This window comes from Achromobacter sp. 77 (assembly GCF_020541125.1).
Classification (GTDB): Bacteria; Pseudomonadota; Gammaproteobacteria; order Burkholderiales; family Burkholderiaceae_B; genus Achromobacter; species Achromobacter mucicolens.
This window is the reverse complement of sequence record NZ_CP059848.1, coordinates 5,390,852-5,415,101: the sequence shown is the minus strand read 5'-3', so window position 1 is coordinate 5,415,101 and position 24,250 is coordinate 5,390,852. Positions and strand designations below refer to the sequence as shown.

Sequence of the window (24,250 nt, the reverse complement as noted above, 5' to 3'; positions counted from 1 at the left end):
TCGGTTCAGGCGGGCGAATGAGCGGTCAGGGCTGTGGATGCATCGCTGTGGAAATCAGCACGTAGATCGCCAGCCCGAACATGATTGCGCCCAGCAGCCCCTGCTGCATGCGCAGGAACCAGGGGTTGCGCCCGACCCAGCCGCGGATGCGCGATGCGCCGTACGCAAAGCAGCTGCCGTAGGGCAGGCTGAGCGCCTTCATCGTGACGCCCAGCACCAGCATCTGGATCCAGACCGGTCCGTTGTCCGGCGAGGTGAACTGCGGCAGGAAGGCGATCATGAAAAGCAGCACCTTCGGGTTCAGCAGATTGGTGATGAAGCCCTGCCAGAAGGCGTCGCGCGCGTCGCCGGGCCGGGCCGCCAGCGACACCTCGGCGGCGTTCGCGCACCGGATCATGGCCTTGATGCCCAGATAGCCCAGGTACAGGCCGCCCGCCGCCTTGATGCCGACGAACAGCGTGGGAAAGGTCCGCAGCACCGACGCCAGCCCCAGCACCACAGCGGGCACCTGGATGAACCCGGCCGCCACGTTGCCCAGCACGCTATGGAAGGCGGGGCGGAATCCCTGCGTCATGCCTCGCGACAGCGTAAGCGCCATGTCGGGGCCGGGCGTAAGCTTCAAGGCCGCATCGGCGGCCAGGAACAGCAGGAACAACTGGAGTGAGGGCATTGCGGGTGCAGCGTGAAAAATCCCGCATGTGCGGGCGGAGGGCTCCCAGTGTAAGCAAGCGGCCTGAATAATTCCTGCGTCCGGCGGACCCGAAATGAAGTTTCCCGTCGAAATCGCGAGGGATTGCATCGCCGCCCCGATTAGAATCCTCGAATAGCCTCTCCCCGCGCCATCCTGGGCGCCATTTCCCCGCGTTCCGAGCGCCTCATGGAACTAGACGATTTCGACCTGCAGATCCTGCAAAGCCTGCAGGAAGACAACCAGCGCACCAGCCAGGACGTCGCACAACGCGTGAACCTGTCGCCGGTATCGTGCCTGCGCCGCATGAAGCGGCTGCGCGAAGCCAAGGTGGTGACGGCGGACGTGTCCGTCGTCGACCCCGCCGCCGTGGGCCGCGGCATCACGATGGTTGTGCTGGTGTCATTGGAAAGCGAACGCGCCGACAAACTCGACCAGTTCAAGCGCGCCATGCAGAACGCGCCCGAAATCATGCAATGCCTGTCGGTGACCGGCGAGGTCGATTTCGTGCTGACGCTCACCATGCGCGACATGGCCGAATACGAGGTGTTCGCGCAGCGTTACTTCTGGGGCAATCCGAACGTGAAGCGGTTCTCGACGCTGGTGGTGATGAGCCGGGTCAAGAACGGGTTGACGGTGCCGGTGATGGCCGGCGGGTGAACCGGCGCCGAGACCGGCGCTTAAGGTACAGCTTCAGCCCGCAGACGGGGCGTCCGGTCCGGGTTGCCTGGCCGCGAAGATCGCACGGCCAGCCTCTTCCGAAACACTGCGCAAGTGCAAGTCCCGCTGCGGAAAGGGGATCTGGATGCCCGCGTCCCGCAGCGTGTCGTACATCCGCGCCAGCATGTCGCTGCGGATCTCGATCCACCGGTCGAAGTCGTAGGTCCACGCGCGCAAGCTGAAATCCAGCGTGCTGGCGCCAAAGCCCATGAAGAGCACCATCGGCGCAGGCTCCGTGACGACGCCCGGCGTCTGCCGCGCGACGTCGTCCAGCAGCGCGAGCACCTGCCGCGGGTCGGTGCCGTAGGCCAGCCCGATGCTGATCTCGATCCTGCGGCTGCGGTCCAGCATCGTCCAGTTGGTCAGCTTGTCGGACAGCAGCGTGCCGTTCGGGACGATCACGTCGGCGCCGTCGAACGTCTTGATGCGGGTGGCGCGCATGCCGATATCCCGCACCTGGCCCGACGTGCCGCCGATCTCCACGACATCGCCGGGCTGGATCGGCCGCTCGAACATCAGGATCAGGCCTGACACGAAGTTGTTCACCACGCCCTGCAGGCCAAAGCCGATGCCCACGCCCAAGGCGCCGAACACGATGGTGAGCTGGCTGGTCTGGAAACCCGCGGCCGACAGCGCGATGCCCAATCCCAGCAGCAGCACCAGGTAGTACGACAGCGAGGCGATGCTGTTGCCGACGCCGCGCGGCAGCGACATGCGGGTCAGAACCTCGTCGTGCAGGATAAGACGCACCGCGCGCGCGGCCCAGAAGGCAATCACGACCGAGATCGCGAAGACCAGGATGTTGCCCAGGCTGATCGAGACCTCGCCGACTTCCAGCGTATAGGACAGCACCTGCGTCACGAAGGCGTAGGTGGCGCGCAGGACGCGGAAGCGGTCCATGGTGTAGACCGCCCAGCCCACGACTGCGGCGGCGCTGACAAGCCGGATCAGCAGCAGCACCAGCGGCGGCGCGTGTTCGCGCGCAAGCCGGAAGCGCGAGATGCCCTGGCGGGCCAGCAGAAGCTGCAGCAGCGTGATGATGACGGTCACGCCCGCGTACAGCACCAGCCCGAAGTAGCCGCTGCCGATGATGCCGCTGGTCAGCATCTCGGACAGCGACACATTGCCGATGAGGTTCGCGCCAAGCGACACGCACAGCAGCCCCGCCGCGCACCAGGCGACGGCGCGCAAGGCGCGCACCAGCCGCTCGGAGCCGGGCGGATAGGTCTGGCGCCGTCCGCGCGCCAGGAGCCACAGAATGGCCGTCAGGGCCGCCACCGCCGCCGCCACGGTCGACAGGCGATAGAAGAGGGTGTTGGCCAGGAACAGGAAGCCCAGCCGCTCGGCAAGGAAGAGCACGGTAATGACGCGCGGCCAATGGTCCAGATGCCGGCGGCTGGCGGGCGGAAGCAGGCGCAGCACCGGCACCGCCGCCAGCACCAGGGCGATCTGCTGCACCATCAACGGCGCGTCCGGCTCCAGGGCCAGCACGCCCATCATCGACAGCAGGACCCACGTGGAGATCGGCCGCCCGAGCACACCGGCGGCGGTTTCGCTCATGACACCGGTGCGGATGGCGTTGCGGCTCTTTCTGGCCAGCCAGATCAGCAGCGGCAGCAGCAGCAGTTGCAACGTGTGCAGCGCGCGCTGATTGCTGGCGCCGGCGGCGCCGTAGTCGCGCGCGAAGCGAACCTCGATGTCCAGACCTTGGCGCAGAAGGGTCATGGTGTCCTGGTCGGATCGTCCGGACCAGTCCAACGCCCAGAGCGGCGGGGAATCCACCCGCAATAGCCGCGCGTCGACGTAGCTGATCGCCTCCATCACCTGGCGCTGGCCTGCCTTGATCTGTTCCTCGATCGCATTGGCCCGCTGTTCCAGTTCGACCTGGCGCGACAGCGGCACGGACAGCGCCTGGCTGGCGGCCAGCAACTGCGCGATCACCACGTCGACGCGGTCGGCCAGTGCCGCCGGCAGCCCCGCCGCGCCCGGCGCGTCCTTGATCGCCTGCCAGGCCGTGCGCCGGCGCAGCAGCTCGGCTGCGTCGCTGGCGTACCAGGCCGTCGCCTGCCGCATGTCGGCCCGCCAGCGCGCCAGCCGCCGCACGTCGAAAAGCCAGTGCCTCTCCAGGCTTTCAAGCCGCATGATGGGAAAGTTGCGCAGCTGGGCCGGCTGGAATTCGTAAAGCTTTTCATCGGCGGACTTGGCGATGGCATCGAGCGGCGGCATCAACGCGGTCAGCGGATCCGCCGTCGCCGCGCGCTGCAACACGCCCTCGGCGTACCGCAAATCCGTGTCCGCCCGCAGCGGAATCTCGGCCATCTGGATCGCGGCGGGCGGCGCGGCAGGCGGCGGCGTTTCTGCCGCAAGCGCCACGCGCGCCCATCCCAGGACCAGGCCAGACAGCCAGAAGAGGATTCGTGCGCGGGCGCGCATGGTGCGACTCCGTGGTGGGGGACGGACGTGCGGTTACTTGGGATCGACTGCGAAACGGCGGCATGTCACGATATCGCGAAATGCGGCGGGCCAGAAGGGCTGTTGCGGGAAGGGTTGTTCGCAAGCGTGCGGAAGGCTCCAATTTGGAAACCGCCTCTGGCGCTGAGCGCCGTATATAGCAGTTGCAAAAAACTGGTTCATGGGTGATATTCGCTATTCGCGAATAGCGAATATGCTCATGGACCTGAAGCCTCAAGACCTCCTGGTACTGCTCAAGGCTGCTGCCCACCCGCCGCAGCACTGGACCTACGCTGCGCTGGGTTCGGCGCTGCACATGAGCGCCTCGGAGGCTCACGCAAGCGTCAAGCGGGCTGTCGCGGCAGGGTTGGCGGTGGCGCCGGCACGCGGCAAATGGCGGCCGGTAAGAGCGAATATTCTGGAGTTTGTCGTCCACGGCGTGCGATATGTCTGGCCAGCGATACCGGGGCCGGTCAAGCGTGGCATTCCAACTGCTTTCGGCACCGAGCCACTAGCCAGCCGCTTGAACGCCGCGCCGGGGGAGGCCCCCGTCTGGGCGCATCCCACGGGCGCCGCCAAGGGACCAACGCTTTCGCCGCTGTATCGCACGGCGCCGCAGGCCGCGCTTGCGGACCCGGCCTTGCACCGCATGCTGGCGTTGGTGGATGCCTTGCGCACAGGCAGAGCCCGTGAGCGCGACCTCGCTACCCAGCTTTTGGAGACCGAACTGATGCACGCCGATGCAGGAGTCCTCGATGCGAATGGATGACCCCAACTTGCCCTATTTACGCAGCATCGCCAGGGCGCTGGGTGAATTGCGGGAACAAGTTGTATTTGTCGGGGGCGCTGTGGCGGGCCTGCTGATCACGGACCCTTTGGCCGACCCCGTACGCGCGACGCGCGACGTGGACGCCGTGCTGGAGGCCAATCGTGCCGCTTTTCATAGGTTCGAAGAAGCCGTTGCGGCGCGTGGGTTTGCGCGCGATGTCAGCAGTGATGTCATTTGCCGCTGGGTGCACAAAGAATCCGGCGTGCTTTTCGATCTCATGCCCGTTCAGCCGGAGATCTTAGGCTTTTCCAATCGATGGTATTCCTACGCCGTCGAGACGGCTGGCGACATGGAGCTGGAATCTGGGGTGACGATCAAGCTGATTAGCGCCGTCGCGTTTGTCTCCACAAAATTGGAGGCGTTTGCTGGCCGGGGAGGTGGCGACTTCATGAACAGCCACGACTTGGAAGATGTATTGAACATCGTGGACGGTCGAGAAGAACTGGCCGCTGAACTTGCCGATTCGCCTGCCGCGTTGCGCCAGGCCGTGGGGTCCGCCATCGACAAACTCATCGAAAATCCCGATTTTGCGAATGTGCTTCCAGGCCTGCTCGCAGAGCCCGAGCGTGCCGACCTGATCATGGGACGGCTGAAAATGCTGAGGAGCTTAGATACCCGGGGGGCTTAGTGTGGGGGGCGACCGAGCGAGCAGTCTATTTGCTTGGCGCGGCGTGTGCTGCCTTTGGATTGCGAGCGACGCGTGGGTTAATGCCTATTCATAGCCGTAAAAGGCATCTCGGAATTCTCCCGCCTCGACTTCGGCGACTTCTGGGCGCTCCTTGAACCAGCGGACGACAGATTGCCGCTGTGCTTCAGTTGGAGATCCCACCGAAGTGAGCACCATGCCATCGATCCTGCCTCGACCGACGTAACCGGCAAAGTAGAGATCGCAGCTTTCGATCCACGCGATGAACGCATCGAGCAGCGCATCGCCATCATCGATGTCGCTAACGAGCGACCCGCGAACTTCGAAAAGACAGTCTTGGAATTCACCGACGTGCAACTTCTTGCGCTGGCGACGGTTGAGCCGGCGCAAGCGGCCATTTACAGGGGCAATCGATCGATATTTACGCACGGAGACCTCGCGGGCGTTGAAGACGGGGAGATGCGATGGAATTTGTACGCCGCGGTGCACGACCGCGATGTCGGCGTGGCACTCTCGCCCGCTAGCTATCGGGCAAGCAGCAGCCCGAGCTGGGGATACGATCCCCGGCATGGCGAAGATCTGAATTTTTGGTGGCCTGGGGCGGAATCGAACCACCGACACAAGGATTTTCAATCCTCTGCTCTACCGACTGAGCTACCAGGCCAACGAAGCCCGCCACTATACACAAAATGTCGGGACAGGTGGAGGCGCACACGCCGCCGCCACCAAAAAACTCAACAAAAAACCCAGCGCGGGGGCTGGGTTTTTCGTGGGAACCGAAGTCCCGAATGCTTTTGGTGGCCTGGGGCGGAATCGAACCACCGACACAAGGATTTTCAATCCTCTGCTCTACCGACTGAGCTACCAGGCCAATGAAGTCCGCAACTATACACAATTTTTCTGACTTGTGCCAGCCGGGGCGGCGATGTGCCACTTTTTTCTGAACCGCACGGATTTCCCGGATCGCGCGTCGCCGTAGACTGTTGGCTTCACGGCACGAAAAGGCGTCATCTGACGGCTATCGGGGGCGGAAGTGGCCTGGGGATAACCCGCAGGAGTATAATCGTCAGCGGTTTTGTTGTTACAGCCGGATGCTTTCCCGCCTTTGACGCGAGACAAGCGGGCTGCGACACATTGTTCTTATAGTGGCAGTTCTTAACGCTTAGCCGCGGGTGGCTTTCCGCCATCCCTCACACATGTCGGTAGCTGTCCTTGCCTTCGGTCTGAATCACACGTCCGCGCCGGTATCGGTCCGCGAGCGCGTGTCCATGCCCGTCGATCTGGTCAAGCCCGCCCTCGAAGGCTTGCGTTCGGCGTTCGGCGGCTCTGTCCGCGAAGCCGCCATCCTGTCCACCTGTAATCGCACCGAGATCTACTGCGCGGCCGACGGCCACGTGGCGGATCAGTTGCCCGCCTGGCTGGCCGAACACAACCGCTTGGACGCCGGCACGCTGCGCCCGCACCTGTATCGCCATCATCAAGACGACGCCGTGCGTCACGCCTTCCGCGTGGCGAGCGGCCTGGATTCCATGGTGCTGGGCGAAACCCAGATCGTGGGCCAGATGAAGGACGCGGTGCGTGCCGCCGGCGAAGCCGGTTCCCTGGGCACCCTGCTGCATCAGATGTTCCAGCGCACCTTCTCGGTCGCCAAGGAAGTCCGTTCGCAGACCGCCATCGGCGCCGAGTCCGTGTCCATGGCCGCCGCCGCGGTGCGCCTGGCCGAGCGTGTGTTCGGCAATCTGGACCAGGCCCGCACGCTGTTCATCGGCGCGGGCGAAATGATCGAATTGTGCGCCACGCACTTTGCCGCGCAGCGTCCGCGCAGCATGGTGGTCGCCAACCGCACGGCCGAACGCGCCGAACTGCTGGCCAACCGCTTCTCGGCCAGCACGATGAAGCTGTCCGACCTGACCGAGCGGCTGTCCGAATTCGACGTTGTCGTTTCCTGTACGGCAAGCTCCCTGCCCATCCTCGGTCTGGGGATGGTGGAACGGGCCACGCGCCTGCGCCGTCACCGCCCGATGGTCATGATCGATCTGGCCGTCCCGCGCGACATCGAACCCGAAGTCGGGCGCCTGGACGACGTGTACCTGTATTCCGTCGACGATCTGGGCCGGCTGGTGCAGACCGGCACCGACGCCCGCCGCGCCGCGGTGGTGCAAGCCGAAGCCATCATCGAAACCCGCGTCCAGGGCTTCATGCACTGGATGCAATCCCGCGAAGTGGTGCCCGTCATCCGCGACCTGCACCAGGCCGCCGAAGACGTCCGCGCCGCCGAACTGGAACGCGCCCGCCGCCTGCTCGCGCGGGGCGAATCGCCCGAAGCCGTGCTCGAACAACTGGCGCACGGCCTGACGCAAAAGTACCTGCACGGCCCGCTCGCGGCGCTGAACCGCAGCGAAGGCGACGACCGCAAGCAACTGCTTGCCTGGATGCCGCGCCTCTTCCCCGGCCGCGACTCCCGTCGTTAGCGGCTCTGCCCAACGCCCCGCCTCATGGCGGGCGTTCGCTTTGTGGGCGCCCGCTTTTTCTGTCTTCTCCTTGGGTCTTCCCCTCATGAAATCTTCCATGCGCAGCCGGCTGGAGCATTTGTGCCATCGCCTGATCGAGGTCGATGCCTTGCTCGCCGAACCGGAAACCGCGTCCGACATGGACCGCTTTCGCAAGCTTTCCCGCGAGCGCGCCGAACTGGAGCCGGTGGTCGAAGCCTTCACTGCGTTCGCCCGTACCGAGGAAGACATCGCGACGGCGCAGGAGATGCTGTCCGAGCCCGACATGAAGGCGATGGCCGAAGAAGAGATCAAGACCGGACGCGGCAAGCTGGAAACGCTGGAAGCGGCGCTGCAGCTGCTGCTTCTGCCGCGTGACCCCAACGACGGGCGCAGCGTGTTCCTGGAAATCCGCGCGGGCACGGGGGGCGACGAAAGCGCGCTGTTCTCGGGCGACCTCTTGCGCATGTACACGCGCTACGCGGAACAGCGCGGCTGGCGCGTGGAACTGATGTCCGAAAGCCCGTCCGAGCTGGGCGGCTACAAGGAAGTGATCGCGCGCATCGACGGCGACGGCGCATATGGCCGTCTGAAGTTCGAATCGGGGGCGCACCGCGTGCAGCGCGTGCCGGCCACCGAGGCGCAGGGCCGCATCCACACGTCGGCCTGCACGGTCGCCATCATGGCCGAAGCCGACGCCATGTCCGAGATCGTCATCAATCCCAGCGACCTGCGCATCGATACCTTCCGCGCCAGCGGCGCGGGCGGCCAGCACATCAACAAGACGGATTCGGCGGTGCGCATTACCCACTTGCCGACCGGGCTGGTGGTCGAATGCCAGGACGACCGTTCGCAGCACCGCAACAAGGACAAGGCCATGCAGGTGCTGGCCGCGCGCCTGAAGGACAAGGAAGAGCGCGAGCGCCAGAGCAAGGAAGCGGCCGAGCGCAAGAGCCTCATCGGCACGGGCGACCGCTCAGAGCGCATCCGCACCTACAACTATCCGCAGGGCCGCGTGACCGATCACCGCATCAACCTGACGCTGTACAAGCTGCAACAGATCATGGAAGGCGACCTCGAGGAACTGACCGGCGCGCTGATCGCCGAGCACCAGGCCGAGCAGCTTGCCGCGCTGGGCGACGACATCTGAGGCCGACGCGATGACCGCGCCCCAGATCAAGAGCCTGCTGCTGGACACGCGCCTGCCGCGCCTGGAAGTGCGCATGCTGCTGGAGCACGTGCTGGACAAGCCGCGCGCCTGGCTGCTGGCGCACGACACCGATGCGCTGGCGCCCGAGGTGGCGGCGGCGTACGAGGCCCTGGCGCTGCGCCGGCTGGCGGGCGAACCCATGGCCTACCTGCTGGGCCATCGCGAGTTCATGGGGCACCGGTTCCAGGTGACGCCCGACGTGCTGATTCCGCGGCCCGACACGGAAGTGCTGGTCGAAACCGCGCTGGAGTGCATTGATGGCCTTACCGGGCCGATGGTGCTGGATCTGGGCACGGGCAGCGGCGCGATCGCGGTGTCGATCGCGCTGGCGCGGCGCGACGCGCGCGTGATGGCGTCGGACGTCAGCGCGGCCGCGCTGGCCGTGGCTGCCGCGAACGCGTGGGAGTTGACCGCTGCCGTGCGCTTTGTCGAAGGCAGCTGGTACGAGGCCGTGCCGGCTGGCGAAGGCTTTGACCTGATCGTCTCCAATCCGCCCTACGTGGCCAGCGACGACCCGCATCTGGACCAGGGCGACCTGCGCTTCGAGCCGCGCGGCGCGCTGACCGATGGCGCGGGCGGACTGGAGGATCTGGCGCGCATTGTCGAAGGCGCCCGCGCCCACCTGAAGCCCGGCGGCTCGCTCTGGATGGAACATGGCTGGGATCAGGCGGAGCAGGTACGCGGCATGCTGCGCCAGGCCGGGTTTGCAGACGTGCACAGCCGGCAGGATCTGGCGGGGATCGAACGGATCTCGGGCGGGCGTTTGCTGGTCGCAGGTGTCTGACACCCCGCGCAGCTCGCCCGGCCCGACACGTGTTGTTGCGTTTGCCCCGGATATACCGGCCCTGCGGCGGGGTAATCGGGCGGTTTTCCCGGGTGTACCTATAATTGAGCAATTCCGTTTTGCCAGTCCAAGAGACCACCATGAGCGACGTTCAAGAATTCATCCGTGAAACCGTTACCCAGCACCCCGTCGTGCTGTTCATGAAGGGCACCGCCCAGTTCCCGCAATGCGGGTTCTCCGGCAAGGCCATTCAGATCCTGAAAGGCTGTGGCGTGAAGAAGCTCGTCACGGTCAATGTGCTGGAGGACGACGAAGTCCGCCAGGGCATCAAAGAGTTCTCCAGCTGGCCCACCATTCCGCAGCTGTACGTGTCCGGCGAGTTCATCGGCGGCTCGGACATCATGAATGAGATGAACGAGTCCGGCGAACTGAAGACGCTGCTGGAGCAATCCGGCGCCACGGCCTGACGCATCATGCGGCGGCTCGTCGTCGGCATCACGGGCGCCACCGGCGCGCTCTACGCGGTGCGCATGCTGCAGGCGCTGCGCAACGTCGAAGACGTCGAGACGCACCTGGTGGTGTCCGCCTCGGGCGTGCTGAACATCAAGCATGAGCTCGATGTCAGCCGCCACGACGTCTATGCGCTGGCCGATCATGTGCACAGCGTGCGCGACGTGGGCGCCACGCTGGCCAGCGGCGCGTTCCAGACCGCGGGCATGGTGATCGTGCCGTGCTCCATGCGCACGCTGGCGGCCGTGGCCCACGGCCTGTCCGACAACCTGATCACCCGCGCCGCGGACGTCACGCTGAAAGAGCGCCGCCGCCTCGTGATGATGGTGCGCGAGACGCCGTTCAATCTGGCTCACCTGCGCAATATGACGGCGGTGACCGAAATGGGCGGCATCGTGTTTCCGCCGCTGCCGGCGTTCTATCACCGGCCCGCTTCCATCGAAGAGATGGTGGATCACACCGTGGCGCGCGTGCTGGAATTGTTCGACATCGTCGTGCCCGGGCCGCATTGGGAAGGCACGTAGGCGCTAGCCTCCCGTCCTGTCCAAGCGGGGAAGCCACGTAGGCGCTATCTACCCCATTGGCAAAGGAACGCGGGCGCAAAAGCCGCCCGCGCCGTCCCATCCCGGCAAGCCCCGCCGGCGCTACTCCACCAAGCCCAGCCCGTTCAACGCCGCCAGGTTTTCCGGCCATTTGCGTGCGCGCGCGTTCTGCAGTTCGATGCGCGCCCAGGCCATCCATCCGGCCCATTCGATGCGCTTGTCCCACGCCGTGCCCCAGGCCTGCAGCGCGGCCAGGCCGGCGGCAGCATGCTGTTCCGCGGCCTCGAAATCTCCTGACGTCAACGCCAGTTGCGCCAGCAGCAGGCGCGGTTCTCCGACCCACGGGTTGTGCTCCACCGCGGCTTCCAGCATGTGGCGGGCGCTGTCCATTTCGGTCAGGGGATGCATGCGCGTGATGACCTGCCAGTACAGCGCGCTGGCCGCAGCTTCGTCGCGCGGGCTGAGCGTGGCGCGGCAATTGTCGAAGGCGGGCGGCAGCGGAATGCCGGTGTCCTGCGGCATGCGCGACAGCGGCGCCAGCAGATGCGACAGCATCGACAGGATGTTCGACGGCGGCTTGAGCGGGCCGGGCCACAGCGACGAGGCCCAGTTGGTCTTCAAGTCGCGGCGCTGCTGCTGCGGATAGCAGGCAAAGATCTCGTCCTGCCAGCTATGCCATTGCTCGCCCATGTCGGCGGCGGACACCACCGTGAATGCGGCGACCTGGCGCGGCGTGAACGTGAACACGTGCCCGTCGGCGCCTTCCAGCGTCAGGCCTTCCGGTCCCGTGCCCTGTCCCTGCAGGATGGCCTGCACGAATCGCGTGCGCGGCATGGCGCAAAAGAGGCTGACCCATTCTTCGGCTTCGGCGCCGAGCACATCGCGCAACGTGTTGCGCTCGCGTTCACGGTCAAAGAGCGTGAGGTCCACGTATTCGTTGCCGTACACGCTATGAAACAGGCCCAGCAGACGAACCTCGCGCGGCTGGTTCCACAGCGCCAGCGTGCGGTAGACGCCCAGCAGGTGATGCTTGAACGTGCCGGCCTTGTGCCAGTCTTCGCCGGCGCTGCGCGCAAACAGCAGGTCGAGCAGGGCGGGAAGGTCGGCGTCGACGGCGGCGTAATGGTCAGCCAGCAGCGCGCGCGCATGCGGATGGAGTTCGGTAGTCGTGGACATGGAGGCGGGTGGGTTGATGAAAGCAGGCTCTATTGTGTCCGCATGCGCCGGCGCTGTCATTGCGGTGTTTATATCGAAATCCACATATCAATATGAATATTCATCGCTTCCGGTTTTGAGGCGGCGTCTCTAGAATCCGGGGTCTCATTACGACTACCTCTAGAGATCTCCCATGCGCCTTCGTCATTCCCTGGCCGTACTTGCCACCCTTATCGGTTTTGCCGGCACCTCGGCGATGGCGCAGGACGCCGAGTTGAAGGTGGGCGTCACCGTCGGCCCGCACGCGCAGATCGGTGAAGTCGTGCAGCAGGTGGCCGCCAAGGAGGGCCTGAAGGTCAAGCTGATCGAATTCAGCGACTTCATCCAGCCCAATGCCGCGCTGGACGCCAAGGAGCTGGACGTGAACATCTACCAGCACAAGCCTTTCCTGGAATCGCAGAACAAGGCGCGCGGCTACAAGCTCGTGCCGGTGGCGACGGCCGTCGTGCAGCAGATGGGCATCTATTCCAAACGCGTGAAGTCGCTGGACGATCTGCCGCAGGGCGGCAAGGTGGCCATTCCGAACGATCCGACCAACGGCGCCCGCGCGCTGCTGGTGCTGCAGGCCGCCAAGCTGATCAAGCTGAAGGACGGCGTGACGGTGACGGCGTCGATCTTCGACATCGCCGAGAACCCCAAGAACCTGAAGTTCGTCGAGATCGAGGCCGCGCAGCTGCCGCACTCGCTCAAGGACGTGGATGCCGCCGCCGTGAATTCCGCCTACGCCATCCCCGCCGGCCTGTCGCCCGCCAAGGACGCGTTGGTGCTGGAGAGCAAGGACGCGCCGTTTGCGGCCGTCGTGATCGCCGCGCGCGAGGACAACAAGAACGATCCGCGCATCGCGCGCTTCATCAAGGCCTACCAGTCCGACGAAGTGAAGGCTTTCGTGGCCAAGCAGTTCCCCGGCGCCTACACGACCTCCTGGTAAGTCGTCCCGTCTGGTTCATGCGGCCGGGCGCGTGCGCGTCCGGCCTCGCGCCGTCTGGCGTTTGTCAGCCGCGGCCTCCCCGCGCGACAGCCACATGCGCGCCTCGTTTGCCAAGCCTTCCTGCAGCACCTGCGCCGGCGCGCTCATCGCGCGGTCGCGCGACCACACCACCGCCAGCACCGGGTCTTCCAGCGCCAAGAGGCGCCGCGCGGCCAGGCCCTGCCGCTCGGCGTAATGCGCGCCCAGGCTTTCCACGATGGCCACACCCAGGCCTTGCGCGGCCAGCGCGCACGCCGCCAATGATTGCGCGGCCTCGATGATGGGGCGATAGGGCAGGCCGCGTGCCTCCAGCGCCTGACGCGTCGCGCGCCCGGCGGGCAGGGCGGGGGCCAGCACGATCGGACCGGCTTCGGCGACTTCGTCGAGCGTCAACGTGGCCTTTCTTGCCCACGGATGGTCCTTCGGCATGACGGCATGCAGCCCCAGGGGCGCCAGCCGCAGGCTGGACACGCGGTCGATGTCCGGCGGCGAACCGATGATGATGCCCAGGTCGATGCGATGGTCCACCGCCATCTCGATGATTTCCAGGGCGGTGCCGGCGCGCACGGTCACGGCCACGGACGGATGGGCGCGGCGCACGCCGGCCAGGGCCGGCGGCAGCAGACTGGACGCCGCAATGGCGACGGCAGCGACATCCAGCCGTGCCAGCGCGCCCTGGCGGATGTCGATGGCCAGCCGGTCCACGGCCTCGATGCCGGCCAGCGCATTGAGGACTTCCGGGATCAGCGCGCGGCCCTGGCTGGTCAGGTGCAGCCGCCGGTTCTCGCGGCTGAAGAGCGCAAAGCCCAGCCGCGTTTCCATGTCGCGCAAAAGTGCGCTGGCGGCGGGCTGCGTCATGTTGACCGATGCCGCCGCGGCGGTGACGGTGTCGTGCCGATACATGGCGCGCAGCAGCAGGAGTTCTCGCCGGTTTAACATATGAAATTCATATGGAAATAGTCAATTCATCTATTTGACCATATGAACCGGCGGCCGCCAGAATAGCCCATCGCATTCTGCATCCCGACCTCCGCGCCGCCATGCCCGCCAACACCATCGTTTCCGTCACCTGCATTCCCTTGCGCCTGCCGTTTCATCACTGGAGCCCGTCGCCGCTGTTCGCCGGCCGGCCGCGCGACAAGCTCGACAGCGCGCTGGTGCGCGTGCAGACGGAAGACGGCACGGTGGCGTGGGGCGAGTCGTACTGCGTGGAGCCGCGCGCCTTGCCCGCCATCTTTGAAACGCTGATTGCCCCGCTGGCCTGCGGGCGGGACGCGGACGACGAAACCTTGCTGCCGGGCATGCAGCGCACGCTGCACAACCTGGGGCGGTCCGGCCCCGTGGTGCACGCGCTGGCCGGGCTGGACATCGCGCTGTGGGACCTGCGCGCCAAACGCGCGGGCGTGCCGTTGTACGAACTGCTGGGCGGCAAACGCCGCGAACGGGTGCGCGTGTATGCGTCGTTGCTGCAGTACTACGGCAACGCCGAGCGCCTGGACGCCGTGACCACGCGCGCGCTGGACGAAGGCTTTACCGAGATCAAGCTGCACGAGCGCACGGCCGATGCGCTGGCTGCCGTGCGCCGCAGCACGGGGCCGGGCGTGCCGATCATGGTGGACACGAACTGCGCCTGGCTGCCCGGCGAAGCCGAATCCGCCATCGAGGCGATGCGCCCGCACGATCCGTTCTGGATCGAGGAACCCTTGTGGCCGCCGGAAGACGACCGCGCGCTGGCCCGCTTGAAGGATGCCTGCGGCATTCCCCTGGCAGTGGGCGAGAACGCCGCCAGCGCGACCGACCTGGAACGCGTGGTGGACACGGAAGTGGCGCAGTACGTGCAGCCCAGCGTCATCAAGCTGGGCCTGACCGCCGCGTGGCGCATCGCGCAGAAGTGCGCGGACACGCGCGTCGTGTGCGCGCCGCAGGTGGCGTTCTTCGGTCCCGGATACCTTGCCAGCCTGCACCTGATCGCCGCACAGCAGGCCGAGGTATCGCTGGAACGCCTGTACGTCGAACTGGCGCATGTGCCTTACGGGCGCAGCGTGCCCATCAAGGACGGCTGGGTCGACGTGCCGGACGCGCCGGGATTGGGCGCGGACCCGGAGGCGGAATTAGCCGAGGGCCGCTACAGCAGTTGAAGCAGACGCATCCGCACCCACGCATCAGATACGAAAGATACACCGAAATACGAACCGGCCCTCAAGAGGCCGCACCGCATATGAACCTGGAGACAACCCCATGCATCCCTCACGCAGAGCGTTCCTGATCAATGGCGCGGCCCTGGCTGCTGGCGCCGCCGTGCTGCCGTGGTCTTTCGCGGCGCGCGCCGCGCAGTATCCGGACAAGGCGGTCCGCCTGACCATCCCGTATCCGCCGGGCGCGGCCACGGACACGTTGGGCCGCATGGCGGGCCAGGTGTTTGCCGAGGCGCTGGGCCAGCCCTTCGTCGTGGAGAACCGTGGCGGCGGTGGCACCACGATCGGCACGCGCGCCCTTGCGGTGTCGGCGCCCGATGGCTACACCATCGGCATGGTCGACTCCACGTTCACGATCAATCCCGCGCTGCTGGGCGAGCGTCAACCGTATGACGCCATCAAGGACTTCGCGCCGATCTCGCTGATGGCGACGGCGCCTTTCGTCATGGTGGTGCACCCCTCGGTCAAGGCGACGGACATCGCGTCCTTTGTGGCGCTGGCCAAGGCGCAGCCGGGCACGTTGTCGTTCGGGTCGGCGGGCGTGGGCAGCGGTCCGCATCTGGCCGGCGAGCAACTGCGCCAGCAGGCGGGCGTGGACGTGCTGCACGTGCCGTACCGCGGCGGCGGCACTGTGATCACCGACCTCCTGGGCGGCCAGGTGCAGTTCGGGTTTGCCACCGTGCCCACGATGCTTGAACACATCAAGGGCGGAAAGCTGCGGGCGCTGGCGGTCACCAGCCCGCAGCGCGTGAGCCAGCTGCCCGACGTGCCCACCTTTGCGGAAGCGGGCCTGCCGGGCGTGGACATCTCGCCGTTGTTCGGCCTGGTTGCGCCGGCCGGCGTGCCCGCGCCGATCATCGAGCGCCTGTCGCAGACGCTGGCCGAGTCCGTGCAACGCGGCGCGTTGCGGGACAAGCTGACGGGGATGGGCTTTCAGCCCGTCGGCAGCACACCGGCGCAATTCGCGCAGCGCATCCAGGAGGACGTGGCCAAGTGGACGGGCGTGATCCAGCGCGGCAACATCAAGGCCGAGTAGGCGCGTCAGGCGTACTTACCCGTCAGGCCGCCATCGACCAGCAGTTCGGTGCCGGTGATGTAAGACGCATCGTCGGAAGCCAGAAAGGCCACCGCATTGGCGACCTCCCAGGGCGTGCCCATGCGGCCCATCGGCACCTGCCTGTCGCGCGCCGCGCGGGCGGCGTCCAGGTCGTTGGCATCGAACATCCTGGCGACGTTGCTGGCCACGCGCGGGGTGTCGATCAGCCCGGGAATCACCGTGTTCACGCGGATGCGGTCGGCGGCATATTGCTGCGCGGCCATGCGCGCGAAGTGGATGACGGCGGCCTTGCTGACGCTGTAGGCCAGATGCGGATAGCCGGTGTACCGGATGCCCGCGATCGACGACACCGCGACGATGGCCCCGCCGCCTTGCGCGCGCATCAGCGGGACCACCAGCCGTGTCGCGATCAGCAGGCTGGTCACGTTCACCTGCTGGATGCGGTCCCAGTCTTGCAGCGAGATGTCTTCGGGGCCGCCCACCTTGCCGATACCCGCGTTGGCTTGCAGGACGTCGATGCGGCCGAAGCGGCCCAGCGCCGCATCCACCGCGGCCTGCATCGCAGCGGGGCCGGCCACGTCGGCCTGCACCGGCAGCGCGCTGCCGCCGGCCGATTCGACTTCGTGCGCCGCTTCTTCGGCAGCGGTCAGGTTGGCGTCCAGCGCAACGACGGCCGCGCCCTGGCGCGCCAGCGTCACGCAACTGGCCTTGCCGATGCTCCAGCCGGGCGCCGACGTGCCCGCGCCCGCTACCAGCGCGACCTTGCCGGCCAGGCGCCCGCCGGATGCCGCCGTCATGATTGCCCGCCGTCTTGCTGATGGGATTTGCCCTTGCCCACGTACGGAATGGCGTGGTCGATGGTTTCCCAGATAAACCGCCCGGAAGGGCTTTGCTGCTCTTCGGCAACGTGCGACACCAGACCCGCCGCGCGCGAGATGACGGCAAAGCCGCGCATCAGGTCCGTGGGCACGCCGATTTCGCTGAGCAGCGCGGCCACGGCGCCCGTCGCATTGATGGTGATGTGCTTGCCGTACGTCTCGTCGATGGCACTGGCCAGCCAGCGCAGGGCCTGCACGGACTCGCCGCTCAGCTCGCTTTCCGCCTCGGCCAGCGCCAGCAGCTTGATCGCGCGCGGATCGTCCGGCTTGTGCAGGTGATGCCCGAAGCCGGGCAGCGGGCTGCGCGAGGCGCGGTGCTCGCGCGCAATCGCCAGCGCCTCGGCGGGGCCGTCGGCGGCCTGCCGGATGCGATCCAGCAGGCGCGAGCAGTTCTCCATGGTGCCGACGAACTGGCTGCCCACGGCCATCAGGCCGGACGCCACGGCGCCCTGCAGGTTCTCGGGCGCGCTCATGTAGATCAGGCGCGTGGCGATCGCGCTGGGCGTCATGCCGTGTTCCATCAGCGTGACCAGCACGGCGTCCACGATGCGCATGTCCACCGGGCGCGCGTCGCGTCCCAGGATCTGCATGATCATCACCTCGGTGAAGGACTTCTTGCCGATCAGGTCTTCGACCAGGTCGACGTCGCGGTACGACATGCCGGTCAGGTGATGGGCGCACAGGCGGGTTTCGGGCGTGTTCATGGCGTCTCCTTCATTGCGGCGTCGCGCACCGCGTTCTTCAGCACCTTGCCCACGCTCGAGCGCGGCAGGCTGTCGTGGAAATGGATCTGCTTGGGCGTGGCCACCGGGCCCAGCAGCGTGCGCACGTGCGCCTTCAGTTCATCGTCGCTCGCTTGCGCGCCCGGTTGAAGCTGAACGGCCGCGTGCACCGCCTCGCCCCATTTGTCGTCGGGCACGCCGAATACCGAGCACTCATAGACGGCCGGATGCGCGGACAGCGCGTTCTCGACGTCCACCGGGTAGATATTGAAACCGCCGGTGATGATGACGTCGCGCAGCCGGTCCTTCAGGAACAGGTAGCCGCGCGCATCGATGAGGCCGGTGTCGCCGGTGTGCAGCCAGCCGTCGACCACGGTCTCGGCCGTCTTTTCGGGCAGCCGCCAGTAGCCGGTCATGACCAGATCGCCCTGGACCACCACTTCGCCGATCTCGCCGCGCGGCAAGAGCGTGCCGTCGGGCGCCATGATCGCCACGTCCGACAGCGGCGTGACCCGGCCGACCGACGCGCGGTTCTCAGGCGCTTCGAGGTCGGCGGGACGCAGGACGGTGACGATCTGCGGGGCCTCGGTCTGGCCGTAGGTCGTGCCCAGCACCGGACCGAAGAACGCGCGCACACGCTCGATTTTTTCGACAGGCATGGGCGCACCGCCGTAGATCAGGTTGCGCAGCCGCGGGAAGTCCGCGCGCGACACGCCTGGCTGCGCCATCAGCATGTAGATCAGCGTGGGCGGCATGAAGCTCAGCGTGCCGCCCCGCTCGCGAAACGCCGCCGTGATGGTGGCGGGCGACACGCTATCCAGCAGCAGATGCGCGCCGCCTTGCGCCAGCACTGGCAGCAGATACGTACCCGTGCCGTGCGTGATGGGCGCGGACACCACATAGCGGTCGTCGGCGGTGAGGCCCCAGTTGAGGATCTGGTTGACGATGCCGGCGTTCCACGCGTGATACGGCTGCATCACGCCCTTGGGCAGCCCGGTGGTGCCGCCCGTGAACTTGATGGCCTGGGTGGCATCGCGGGGCAGCGCGTGCCGCAGCGGCGCGCGGCCCGCGCACCCGGCCAACAGGCCATCCAGCGTCAAGTCTGCCGCCGCGTCTTCCAGTTCGACGCGACGCGCCGGGCCCACGGGCACAAGCGGCCCGCCCACGCCGTCCACGATCACGATGGTCGGCTCGGTGGCATCCAGGATGCGGCCGATCTCCGGCGCGGTGCTGCGGTAGTTGAGCGGCACCCACACCTTGCCGCTGGCCAGCACCGCCAGCAGCGCCAGGATGTGGCGCGCCGAGTTGCCGGCGCAGATGGCCACGCGCGTCTGCGGCGCCGGGTCCAGGTCCTGCAGCGCGGCCGCCAGCGCGCGGGTGTCGGCCGCCAGCCGCGCGTAGGTGACCTGCCCGTCGGGACCGTCGAGCGCCACGCGGTCCGGATGCAGCTCGGCCGCGCGGAAGAAAAAATCAATCGGGTACACCTTGGCTCCTTGGATCGCTAGTTGGCCTTGAGGTTGGCGCTTTTCACGACCGCACCCCATTTGTCGATTTCGCTGGCGATCTTCTTGGCAAAGGTCTCCGGCGTGTTGGGCGGCTGCGGCGGGAAGAATCCGCCCTGCTTGTACGAGGTCTGCAGGGCGGGGCTGGCCAGCGCCTTGTTCACCGCCTGATTCAGGCGGTCGATGACGGGTTTGGGCGTGCCGGCCGGCGCCACCAGTCCAAACCACGATTCCACGTCGAAGCCCGGCAGGCCGGATTCCGCCAGTGTGGGCACATCGGGCGTGGCGGGCAGGCGCTCGGGCGACGTCACGCCAATGGCGCGCAGCTTGCCCGCCTGCACGTGGGGCAGGGACGAGGGCAGGTTGTCGAACATGGAATCCACCTGGCCGCCCAGCAGGTCCGCCACCGCGGGGCCGCTGCCGCGATAGGGCACGTGCAGGATGTCGGTGCCGGTCTTCATCTTGAAGAGTTCGCACGACAGGTGAATGGACGATCCGCTGCCGGACGAGGCGCAGGTCAGCTTGCCGGGGTTCTTCTTGGCATACGCGATGTATTCCTGCACGGACTTGATCGGCAGCTTGGGATTGACCACCAGGATGTTCGGAATGGTCGCCAGCAGGCCGACCGGCTCGAAGCCTTTGACGAAGTCGTAGTTCAGCTGGCTGTACAGCGTGCGGTTGATGGTGTTGGCGATGGACCCGACGTACAGCGTGTAGCCGTCGGGCGCGGCGCGCGAGACGATTTCTGCGCCGATATTGCTGTTGGCGCCGGTCTTGTTCTCGACAACGACCGTCTGGCCCAGCTCTTCGGACAGCGATTTGGCCATCAGGCGCGCCACGATGTCGGTGGCGCCGCCGGCGGCGTAGCCGACGACGAGGGTGATGGGGCGTTCGGGATAGGGTTTGGCCGCCCAGGCGGGGGCGGCGGCCACGAGGGCGCCGCTCAAGGCCACCGCCGCAGCGGTCCAGCGCTTGCCGAATGTCTTCATTGTTGTCTCCGTCCTGTTTGTCTAATAATTGGACAGATCTCCGTCTGTCCGCCTTCATATTCGGCTTTGATGGAGGCCCTATCAACGCAAGGTGTCCAGAAATTGAACAAACCGGATTCCGAGGGTTCCGGTCCGCGCATCCTGCGGCGCGGGCTGAAGGTGCTGGGCGTGTTGCGCCAGGCCGGCGCGGCCGGCATGCACGTGGTGGACATCGCGCGGGCCGCCGGCATGCAGCGGTCCACGGTGTACCGCTACCTGGATGTGCTGGTCGAAGAGGGCTATGCCCTGCGCGAATCGGGCGCGCCGCGCTGGCGCGTCGCCGAACTGGGCGTGATGATGGCCGGCGATCCGCACGCGCAGGCCGTGCGCAGCCTGCGGCCGTTGCTGCGCCAGATCAGCGACGTCAGCGGCGATTCGGCGTTTCTCATCTGCCGGGCGGCGAACGATTCGCTCTGCCTGCACCGCGAGGTCGGCAACTATCCGGTGCAGGTGCTGGCCGTGACGGTCGGGCATCGCCAGCCGCTGGGCGTGGGCGCGGCGGGTCTGGCGCTGCTCGGCGCATTGCCCGCTGCCGAAGCCGACGAGGTCGTGGCGCAGAACGAGCAGGCGCTACGCGCTTATGGCGGCATGACGGTGGCGCAGATGCGGCGGCTGGTCGAGAACACGCGCGGGCGCGGCTGGGCCGTGGTGGGCAACGCGGCGGTGCCGGGGGTGTTGGGCGTGGGGGTGGCGCTGTGCGATGCCGGCGGGTATCCGCGGCTGGCGGTCAGCGTATCCAGCCTGATCAGCCGGATGCAGGCGCCGCGCCAGCGCAGCATTGCCGATCTGATCCGTGCGCAACTGGCGCAGAGCGGGTTCGGCATGCAGCTGGGGGCGGCGCCCGGCGAAGGGGACTGAGGCCGCAGGAGCCTCGTTTATGTAGCCTCGTTCAGGCGGTTCGATCAGGCGGTTCGTTCAGGCGGCCGCGGGCGTGGGGACGCGGTACGTCTTCTGGTAGTGCACCGTGAACGTCTTGAAGGCGGCCAGCGCCTTGTGCGGATCGTGTCCGGGCTTGACGAGAAAGCTGTCAAAGCCCACGCGCGCCTGGTAGTGGATGGTGTCGATCATCACGTCGCCCACCGCGCGCAGCTCGCCTTGCCACTGGTAGCGCGTGCGCAGCAATTGGGCCAGCGAGTAGCCGCGGCCATCGGTGTAAACCGGGAAGTCCACGGCGATGAAGGCGATGCCTTCCGGATGCAGCACGCCGTCGGCGTCCGCCAGATCAGTCAGGTCGGCATCGGGGCCCAGCAATACCGCCACGGGATGCTTGTGGCGGCGCAGGGTGGCGCGCGATGTCTTCCAGACGGACAGCGGGACGATCCAGCCGGGTTCGTCGGCGGGCACCTGGCCCTCGGCCGGCACTTCCGGTTCGGGCACGAAGGGGCGCGACGTGTCGGCCTCCAGCTTGCCGTTGCGGATCAGGTGCGGGCCGGGCGCGTCGTGGGCGTAGATCTCAGACATGGGCGGGCTCCGCGTGCTGCGTGGGTTTGGCGAAGGCAGGGTCCGCGTACACGTCCTGCTTGAAGGGGTCGATGCCGACGCGATCGACCACGTCGATGAAGCGCTCGGCCTCGCTGTCGCGCAGGCCCAGGTAGGTGCGGATCAGGCGGTCGACCACGCCGGGCACCTGATGGCGCGCGAACGACGGGCCGATGATGCGGCCAATGGCCGCGCCGCCGCCGTGCGTGGATTCAAGGTCGGGCAGCGGCTTGGCAGCGCCGTTCTGGCGGCCGCCCACCGTGACCTGGTACCACTCCTCGCCGGCCTTATCGACGCCGAGGATGCCGATGTGGCCGACGTGGTGGTGGCCGCAGGAGTTGATGCAGCCCGAGATGTTCAGGTCCAGCTCGCCGATTTCGAACAGATAGTCCAGATCGTCGAACTGGCGCTGGATGGCTTCGGCCACGGGAATGGAGACGGCATTGGCCAGCGCGCAGAAGTCTCCGCCCGGACAGGCGATGATGTTGGTCAGCAGGCCGACGTTGGGCGTGGCGAGGTTCAGGGCCTCCAGCTTTTGCCACAGCTCATGCAGACGCGAACGGCGCACGTCGGCCAGGATCAGGTTCTGTTCGTGCGACACGCGCAGTTCGCCATAACCGAAGTCGTCGGCCAGGTCGGCTACGGCGTCCATCTGGTCCGCGGTGATGTCGCCCGGCGGCACGCCGGTGGGCTTGAGCGACACCGTGACCGCGGCGTAGCCGGCGACCTTGTGCGCATGCACGTTGGTGCGCAGCCAGCGCGCAAAACGCTTGTCGCCCGCGGCCAGCGCGGCGGTGTTGTCGATGTCCGCCGCGGCGGCGGCATCGTGCTGCGGCCAGACGAAGCGCGACTTGATGCGGTCCACGAATTCCTGCGTGATGGTGTCGGGGCCGCCCTTGATGCGCTGCCATTCTTCATCGACCTGCTGCGCGTAGACCTCGGGCGTCAGGTCCTTGACCAGGATCTTGATGCGCGCCTTGTACTTGTTGTCGCGGCGGCCATGCAGGTTGTACACGCGCAGCGCGGCTTGCAGATAGGTCAGCAGGTGCTGCCATTCGACGAACGGATTGATCAGCTTGCCGACGATGGGCGTGCGGCCCAGGCCGCCGCCGATCCACACGCGGAAACCCAGCTTGCCGTCGCGTTCGACCGCCTGCAGGCCGATGTCGTGCACCCCCACGGCGGCGCGGTCTTCCACGGCGCCGCTGACCGCGATCTTGAACTTGCGCGGCAAAAAGGCGAATTCCGGATGCAGCGTGGACCACTGGCGGATGATCTCGCACCAGATCAGCGGATCGACGAGCTCGTCCGGCGCGACGCCGGCAAAGTGATCCGTGGTGGTGTTGCGGATGCAGTTGCCGCTGGTCTGGATGGCGTGCATCTGCACCGTGGCGAGTTCCGCCAGGATGTCCGGCACGTCTTCGAGCTTGGGCCAGTTGAACTGGATGTTCTGACGGGTGCTGAAATGCCCGTAGCCGCGGTCCCATTTGCGCGCGATGTGCGCCAGGGTGCGCAATTGGCGCGATGCCAGCAGGCCATACGGAATCGCCACGCGCAGCATGGGAGCGTGGCGCTGGATGTACAGGCCGTTCTGCAGGCGCAGGACGCGAAAATCGTCCTCGGTAAGCTGGCCGTCGAGAAAGCGGCGCGTCTGATCGGCAAACTGCGCGACACGCTGCTCGACAAGCTGTTGATCGACGGGGTCATACACGTACATGTCTACTGCCCTTGAAATCTTCTCGGTCTGAACCCCGGGACGGGGCGGGCGCACGGCGCCGGAAAAACGGGATTCATAACCGTAACAGGCAGCCGTAAAGACCGTCTAAGTCATTCTGGTAATAAAGAAATAAGGCCCCGGGGAGGGGCCCCCACGCCGCGCGCGCTTCGCGCGCTAGCTGCCCCCCGAGGGGGCTGCCCCGCCTTCGGGCGGCCGGGCGGCGGGGCGGCTGTTTTTGCGGAGACCGGGCCCTACGCCCTTTGCAAAGTACGGCTGCCGAAGGGGCATGGTTCATGCGTGACGGGTATTTTTGCAAAGGATGGGTTTTTAGCCTTTGCGGGAAATCATCTGCACCGATGCCGTACAGCGGCGCCGTCGTTGCCTATAGATAGTTGCACCTGGCCCGGCCGGTGCTCGCTGGCGACGCAGCTACAACGCCGCATTCACCGCCCACCGCGCCACGAACACCAGAATGATCACCAGGCAGGCCGCGAGCAGCAGGCCGGTGGCGATGAGGGGGCCGGGTTTGTTGTGGGCGATGTCGGCGTCGTAGCCGCGGTCCCGGCGCACGCCGAAAAAGGCCCACAGCACGGAGCGGACCGTGCGCAGGAAACTGAGCAT

24 protein-coding genes and 2 tRNA genes are annotated in these 24,250 nt (G+C 66.7%); 12 read left to right on the top strand and 14 right to left on the bottom strand.

The window, feature by feature from the left end:
• Positions 1-25 precede the first annotated feature (25 nt).
• Positions 26-670 (bottom strand): LysE family translocator, encoded by a 645-nt coding sequence (locus H4P35_RS24970; RefSeq protein ID WP_180097327.1) that lies wholly within the window; start codon positions 668-670, stop codon positions 26-28.
• Between the two features lie 207 nt (positions 671-877).
• Between H4P35_RS24970 and H4P35_RS24965 the strand changes: the two genes are divergently transcribed.
• Positions 878-1,348 (top strand): Lrp/AsnC family transcriptional regulator, encoded by a 471-nt coding sequence (locus H4P35_RS24965; protein ID WP_056319925.1) that lies wholly within the window; start codon positions 878-880, stop codon positions 1,346-1,348.
• Positions 1,349-1,381: 33 nt separating this feature from the next.
• On the opposite strand, the gene H4P35_RS24960 is transcribed toward H4P35_RS24965, so the two are convergent.
• Positions 1,382-3,841 carry a mechanosensitive ion channel domain-containing protein gene (locus tag H4P35_RS24960; RefSeq protein ID WP_226847411.1) on the bottom strand — a complete coding sequence of 820 codons (2,460 nt, stop codon included), beginning with the start codon at positions 3,839-3,841 and terminating at the stop codon, positions 1,382-1,384.
• Between the two features lie 199 nt (positions 3,842-4,040).
• Here H4P35_RS24960 and H4P35_RS24955 point away from each other — a divergent pair, with 199 nt between their 5' ends.
• The gene (locus tag H4P35_RS24955) at positions 4,041-4,628 is read left to right on the top strand and encodes a hypothetical protein (RefSeq protein WP_217484617.1); all 588 of its coding nucleotides are present in this window, start codon (positions 4,041-4,043) and stop codon (positions 4,626-4,628) included.
• Positions 4,621-5,316 (top strand): hypothetical protein, encoded by a 696-nt coding sequence (locus H4P35_RS24950; protein ID WP_217484616.1) that lies wholly within the window; start codon positions 4,621-4,623, stop codon positions 5,314-5,316. The genes H4P35_RS24955 and H4P35_RS24950 overlap by 8 nt, the downstream gene beginning before the upstream one ends.
• Before the next feature lie 84 nt (positions 5,317-5,400).
• Here the strand turns inward: H4P35_RS24950 and H4P35_RS24945 are convergent, their stop codons facing one another.
• From H4P35_RS24945 to H4P35_RS24935, 3 genes are all read right to left on the bottom strand, one after another.
• Positions 5,401-5,904: a 50S ribosome-binding protein YggL gene (locus H4P35_RS24945; RefSeq protein ID WP_152382831.1), complete on the bottom strand. Its 504-nt coding sequence runs from the start codon at positions 5,902-5,904 to the stop codon at positions 5,401-5,403.
• Positions 5,905-5,922: 18 nt separating this feature from the next.
• Positions 5,923-5,998 (bottom strand) — tRNA-Phe (locus H4P35_RS24940).
• A 131-nt stretch (positions 5,999-6,129) separates the two neighbouring features.
• Positions 6,130-6,205, bottom strand: a tRNA-Phe gene (locus H4P35_RS24935).
• A gap of 325 nt (positions 6,206-6,530) precedes the next feature.
• Here H4P35_RS24935 and hemA point away from each other — a divergent pair.
• The 5 genes from hemA (at position 6,531) to H4P35_RS24910 (ending at position 10,851) form a co-directional block, all read left to right on the top strand.
• Complete coding sequence (hemA, locus tag H4P35_RS24930) at positions 6,531-7,805, top strand: glutamyl-tRNA reductase (protein WP_056319920.1); 1,275 nt, start codon at positions 6,531-6,533, stop codon at positions 7,803-7,805.
• An 85-nt stretch (positions 7,806-7,890) separates the two neighbouring features.
• A complete protein-coding gene (prfA, locus tag H4P35_RS24925) occupies positions 7,891-8,973 on the top strand; it encodes a peptide chain release factor 1 (RefSeq protein ID WP_056319917.1) in 1,083 nt (360 codons plus the stop codon).
• Between the two features lie 10 nt (positions 8,974-8,983).
• Entirely contained in the window at positions 8,984-9,817 is an 834-nt protein-coding gene (prmC, locus tag H4P35_RS24920; protein WP_226847407.1) for a peptide chain release factor N(5)-glutamine methyltransferase, read from the top strand.
• Positions 9,818-9,957: 140 nt separating this feature from the next.
• A complete protein-coding gene (gene grxD, locus H4P35_RS24915) occupies positions 9,958-10,284 on the top strand; it encodes a Grx4 family monothiol glutaredoxin (protein ID WP_056319914.1) in 327 nt (108 codons plus the stop codon).
• Positions 10,285-10,290: 6 nt separating this feature from the next.
• Positions 10,291-10,851 (top strand): UbiX family flavin prenyltransferase, encoded by a 561-nt coding sequence (locus tag H4P35_RS24910; RefSeq protein ID WP_056319911.1) that lies wholly within the window; start codon positions 10,291-10,293, stop codon positions 10,849-10,851.
• Positions 10,852-10,971: 120 nt separating this feature from the next.
• Here H4P35_RS24910 and H4P35_RS24905 read toward each other — a convergent pair whose 3' ends face one another.
• Positions 10,972-12,045 (bottom strand): tetratricopeptide repeat protein, encoded by a 1,074-nt coding sequence (locus H4P35_RS24905; RefSeq protein ID WP_226847404.1) that lies wholly within the window; start codon positions 12,043-12,045, stop codon positions 10,972-10,974.
• A gap of 172 nt (positions 12,046-12,217) precedes the next feature.
• Between H4P35_RS24905 and H4P35_RS24900 the strand changes: the two genes are divergently transcribed.
• Positions 12,218-13,012 carry a MetQ/NlpA family ABC transporter substrate-binding protein gene (locus H4P35_RS24900; protein ID WP_056319907.1) on the top strand — a complete coding sequence of 265 codons (795 nt, stop codon included), beginning with the start codon at positions 12,218-12,220 and terminating at the stop codon, positions 13,010-13,012.
• A gap of 15 nt (positions 13,013-13,027) precedes the next feature.
• On the opposite strand, the gene H4P35_RS24895 is transcribed toward H4P35_RS24900, so the two are convergent.
• Positions 13,028-13,990 carry a LysR family transcriptional regulator gene (locus H4P35_RS24895; protein ID WP_226847403.1) on the bottom strand — a complete coding sequence of 321 codons (963 nt, stop codon included), beginning with the start codon at positions 13,988-13,990 and terminating at the stop codon, positions 13,028-13,030.
• 101 nt (positions 13,991-14,091) lie between these two features.
• Between H4P35_RS24895 and H4P35_RS24890 the strand changes: the two genes are divergently transcribed.
• Together H4P35_RS24890 and H4P35_RS24885 are read left to right on the top strand one after the other, a co-directional pair.
• Positions 14,092-15,189 carry a mandelate racemase/muconate lactonizing enzyme family protein gene (locus H4P35_RS24890; protein ID WP_226847402.1) on the top strand — a complete coding sequence of 366 codons (1,098 nt, stop codon included), beginning with the start codon at positions 14,092-14,094 and terminating at the stop codon, positions 15,187-15,189.
• A 100-nt stretch (positions 15,190-15,289) separates the two neighbouring features.
• Complete coding sequence (locus H4P35_RS24885; RefSeq protein ID WP_056319902.1) at positions 15,290-16,282, top strand: tripartite tricarboxylate transporter substrate binding protein; 993 nt, start codon at positions 15,290-15,292, stop codon at positions 16,280-16,282.
• A 5-nt stretch (positions 16,283-16,287) separates the two neighbouring features.
• On the opposite strand, the gene H4P35_RS24880 is transcribed toward H4P35_RS24885, so the two are convergent.
• The 4 genes from H4P35_RS24880 to H4P35_RS24865 are packed head-to-tail and all read right to left on the bottom strand — an operon-like array spanning position 16,288 to position 20,394.
• Entirely contained in the window at positions 16,288-17,100 is an 813-nt protein-coding gene (locus H4P35_RS24880) for an SDR family NAD(P)-dependent oxidoreductase (RefSeq protein ID WP_226847401.1), read from the bottom strand.
• Positions 17,097-17,885 (bottom strand): citryl-CoA lyase, encoded by a 789-nt coding sequence (locus H4P35_RS24875; protein ID WP_062839013.1) that lies wholly within the window; start codon positions 17,883-17,885, stop codon positions 17,097-17,099. The genes H4P35_RS24880 and H4P35_RS24875 overlap by 4 nt, the downstream gene beginning before the upstream one ends.
• Positions 17,882-19,387: a class I adenylate-forming enzyme family protein gene (locus tag H4P35_RS24870; RefSeq protein WP_226847400.1), complete on the bottom strand. Its 1,506-nt coding sequence runs from the start codon at positions 19,385-19,387 to the stop codon at positions 17,882-17,884. Before H4P35_RS24870 ends, H4P35_RS24875 begins: the two co-directional genes overlap by 4 nt.
• A gap of 17 nt (positions 19,388-19,404) precedes the next feature.
• A complete protein-coding gene (locus H4P35_RS24865; protein ID WP_056319888.1) occupies positions 19,405-20,394 on the bottom strand; it encodes a tripartite tricarboxylate transporter substrate binding protein in 990 nt (329 codons plus the stop codon).
• 102 nt (positions 20,395-20,496) lie between these two features.
• Between H4P35_RS24865 and H4P35_RS24860 the strand changes: the two genes are divergently transcribed.
• Positions 20,497-21,291, top strand: coding sequence for an IclR family transcriptional regulator (locus tag H4P35_RS24860; RefSeq protein WP_056319887.1), 795 nt, complete (start codon positions 20,497-20,499; stop codon positions 21,289-21,291).
• Between the two features lie 57 nt (positions 21,292-21,348).
• Here the strand turns inward: H4P35_RS24860 and H4P35_RS24855 are convergent, their stop codons facing one another.
• The 3 genes from H4P35_RS24855 to H4P35_RS24845 all read right to left on the bottom strand — a co-directional run bounded on the left by H4P35_RS24855 (position 21,349) and on the right by H4P35_RS24845 (position 24,250).
• Positions 21,349-21,894: a DUF934 domain-containing protein gene (locus tag H4P35_RS24855; protein WP_056319884.1), complete on the bottom strand. Its 546-nt coding sequence runs from the start codon at positions 21,892-21,894 to the stop codon at positions 21,349-21,351.
• Positions 21,887-23,629, bottom strand: coding sequence for a nitrite/sulfite reductase (locus H4P35_RS24850; RefSeq protein WP_128829100.1), 1,743 nt, complete (start codon positions 23,627-23,629; stop codon positions 21,887-21,889). The genes H4P35_RS24855 and H4P35_RS24850 overlap by 8 nt, the downstream gene beginning before the upstream one ends.
• Positions 23,630-24,058: 429 nt before the next feature.
• Complete coding sequence (locus H4P35_RS24845) at positions 24,059-24,250, bottom strand: DUF2970 domain-containing protein (RefSeq protein WP_226847399.1); 192 nt, start codon at positions 24,248-24,250, stop codon at positions 24,059-24,061.

Excerpts from the sequence above, each read along its gene's own strand:
- H4P35_RS24895 (WP_226847403.1), bottom strand. The coding sequence starts at position 13,990 with ATGTTAAACCGGCGAGAACTCCTGCTGCTGCGCGCCATGTATCGGCAC.
- grxD (WP_056319914.1), top strand. The coding sequence starts at position 9,958 with ATGAGCGACGTTCAAGAATTCATCCGTGAAACCGTTACCCAGCACCCC.
- H4P35_RS24885 (WP_056319902.1), top strand. The coding sequence starts at position 15,290 with ATGCATCCCTCACGCAGAGCGTTCCTGATCAATGGCGCGGCCCTGGCT.
- prmC (WP_226847407.1), top strand. The coding sequence starts at position 8,984 with ATGACCGCGCCCCAGATCAAGAGCCTGCTGCTGGACACGCGCCTGCCG.
- H4P35_RS24880 (WP_226847401.1), bottom strand. The coding sequence starts at position 17,100 with ATGACGGCGGCATCCGGCGGGCGCCTGGCCGGCAAGGTCGCGCTGGTA.
- H4P35_RS24955 (WP_217484617.1), top strand. The coding sequence starts at position 4,041 with ATGGGTGATATTCGCTATTCGCGAATAGCGAATATGCTCATGGACCTG.
- H4P35_RS24875 (WP_062839013.1), bottom strand. The coding sequence starts at position 17,885 with ATGAACACGCCCGAAACCCGCCTGTGCGCCCATCACCTGACCGGCATG.
- H4P35_RS24850 (WP_128829100.1), bottom strand. The coding sequence starts at position 23,629 with ATGTACGTGTATGACCCCGTCGATCAACAGCTTGTCGAGCAGCGTGTC.
- H4P35_RS24905 (WP_226847404.1), bottom strand. The coding sequence starts at position 12,045 with ATGTCCACGACTACCGAACTCCATCCGCATGCGCGCGCGCTGCTGGCT.
- H4P35_RS24845 (WP_226847399.1), bottom strand. The coding sequence starts at position 24,250 with ATGCTCAGTTTCCTGCGCACGGTCCGCTCCGTGCTGTGGGCCTTTTTC.
- H4P35_RS24865 (WP_056319888.1), bottom strand. The coding sequence starts at position 20,394 with ATGAAGACATTCGGCAAGCGCTGGACCGCTGCGGCGGTGGCCTTGAGC.
- H4P35_RS24855 (WP_056319884.1), bottom strand. The coding sequence starts at position 21,894 with ATGTCTGAGATCTACGCCCACGACGCGCCCGGCCCGCACCTGATCCGC.
- H4P35_RS24965 (WP_056319925.1), top strand. The coding sequence starts at position 878 with ATGGAACTAGACGATTTCGACCTGCAGATCCTGCAAAGCCTGCAGGAA.
- H4P35_RS24970 (WP_180097327.1), bottom strand. The coding sequence starts at position 670 with ATGCCCTCACTCCAGTTGTTCCTGCTGTTCCTGGCCGCCGATGCGGCC.
- H4P35_RS24890 (WP_226847402.1), top strand. The coding sequence starts at position 14,092 with ATGCCCGCCAACACCATCGTTTCCGTCACCTGCATTCCCTTGCGCCTG.
- prfA (WP_056319917.1), top strand. The coding sequence starts at position 7,891 with ATGAAATCTTCCATGCGCAGCCGGCTGGAGCATTTGTGCCATCGCCTG.
- H4P35_RS24945 (WP_152382831.1), bottom strand. The coding sequence starts at position 5,904 with ATGCCGGGGATCGTATCCCCAGCTCGGGCTGCTGCTTGCCCGATAGCT.
- H4P35_RS24960 (WP_226847411.1), bottom strand. The coding sequence starts at position 3,841 with ATGCGCGCCCGCGCACGAATCCTCTTCTGGCTGTCTGGCCTGGTCCTG.
- hemA (WP_056319920.1), top strand. The coding sequence starts at position 6,531 with ATGTCGGTAGCTGTCCTTGCCTTCGGTCTGAATCACACGTCCGCGCCG.
- H4P35_RS24950 (WP_217484616.1), top strand. The coding sequence starts at position 4,621 with ATGGATGACCCCAACTTGCCCTATTTACGCAGCATCGCCAGGGCGCTG.
- H4P35_RS24900 (WP_056319907.1), top strand. The coding sequence starts at position 12,218 with ATGCGCCTTCGTCATTCCCTGGCCGTACTTGCCACCCTTATCGGTTTT.
- H4P35_RS24910 (WP_056319911.1), top strand. The coding sequence starts at position 10,291 with ATGCGGCGGCTCGTCGTCGGCATCACGGGCGCCACCGGCGCGCTCTAC.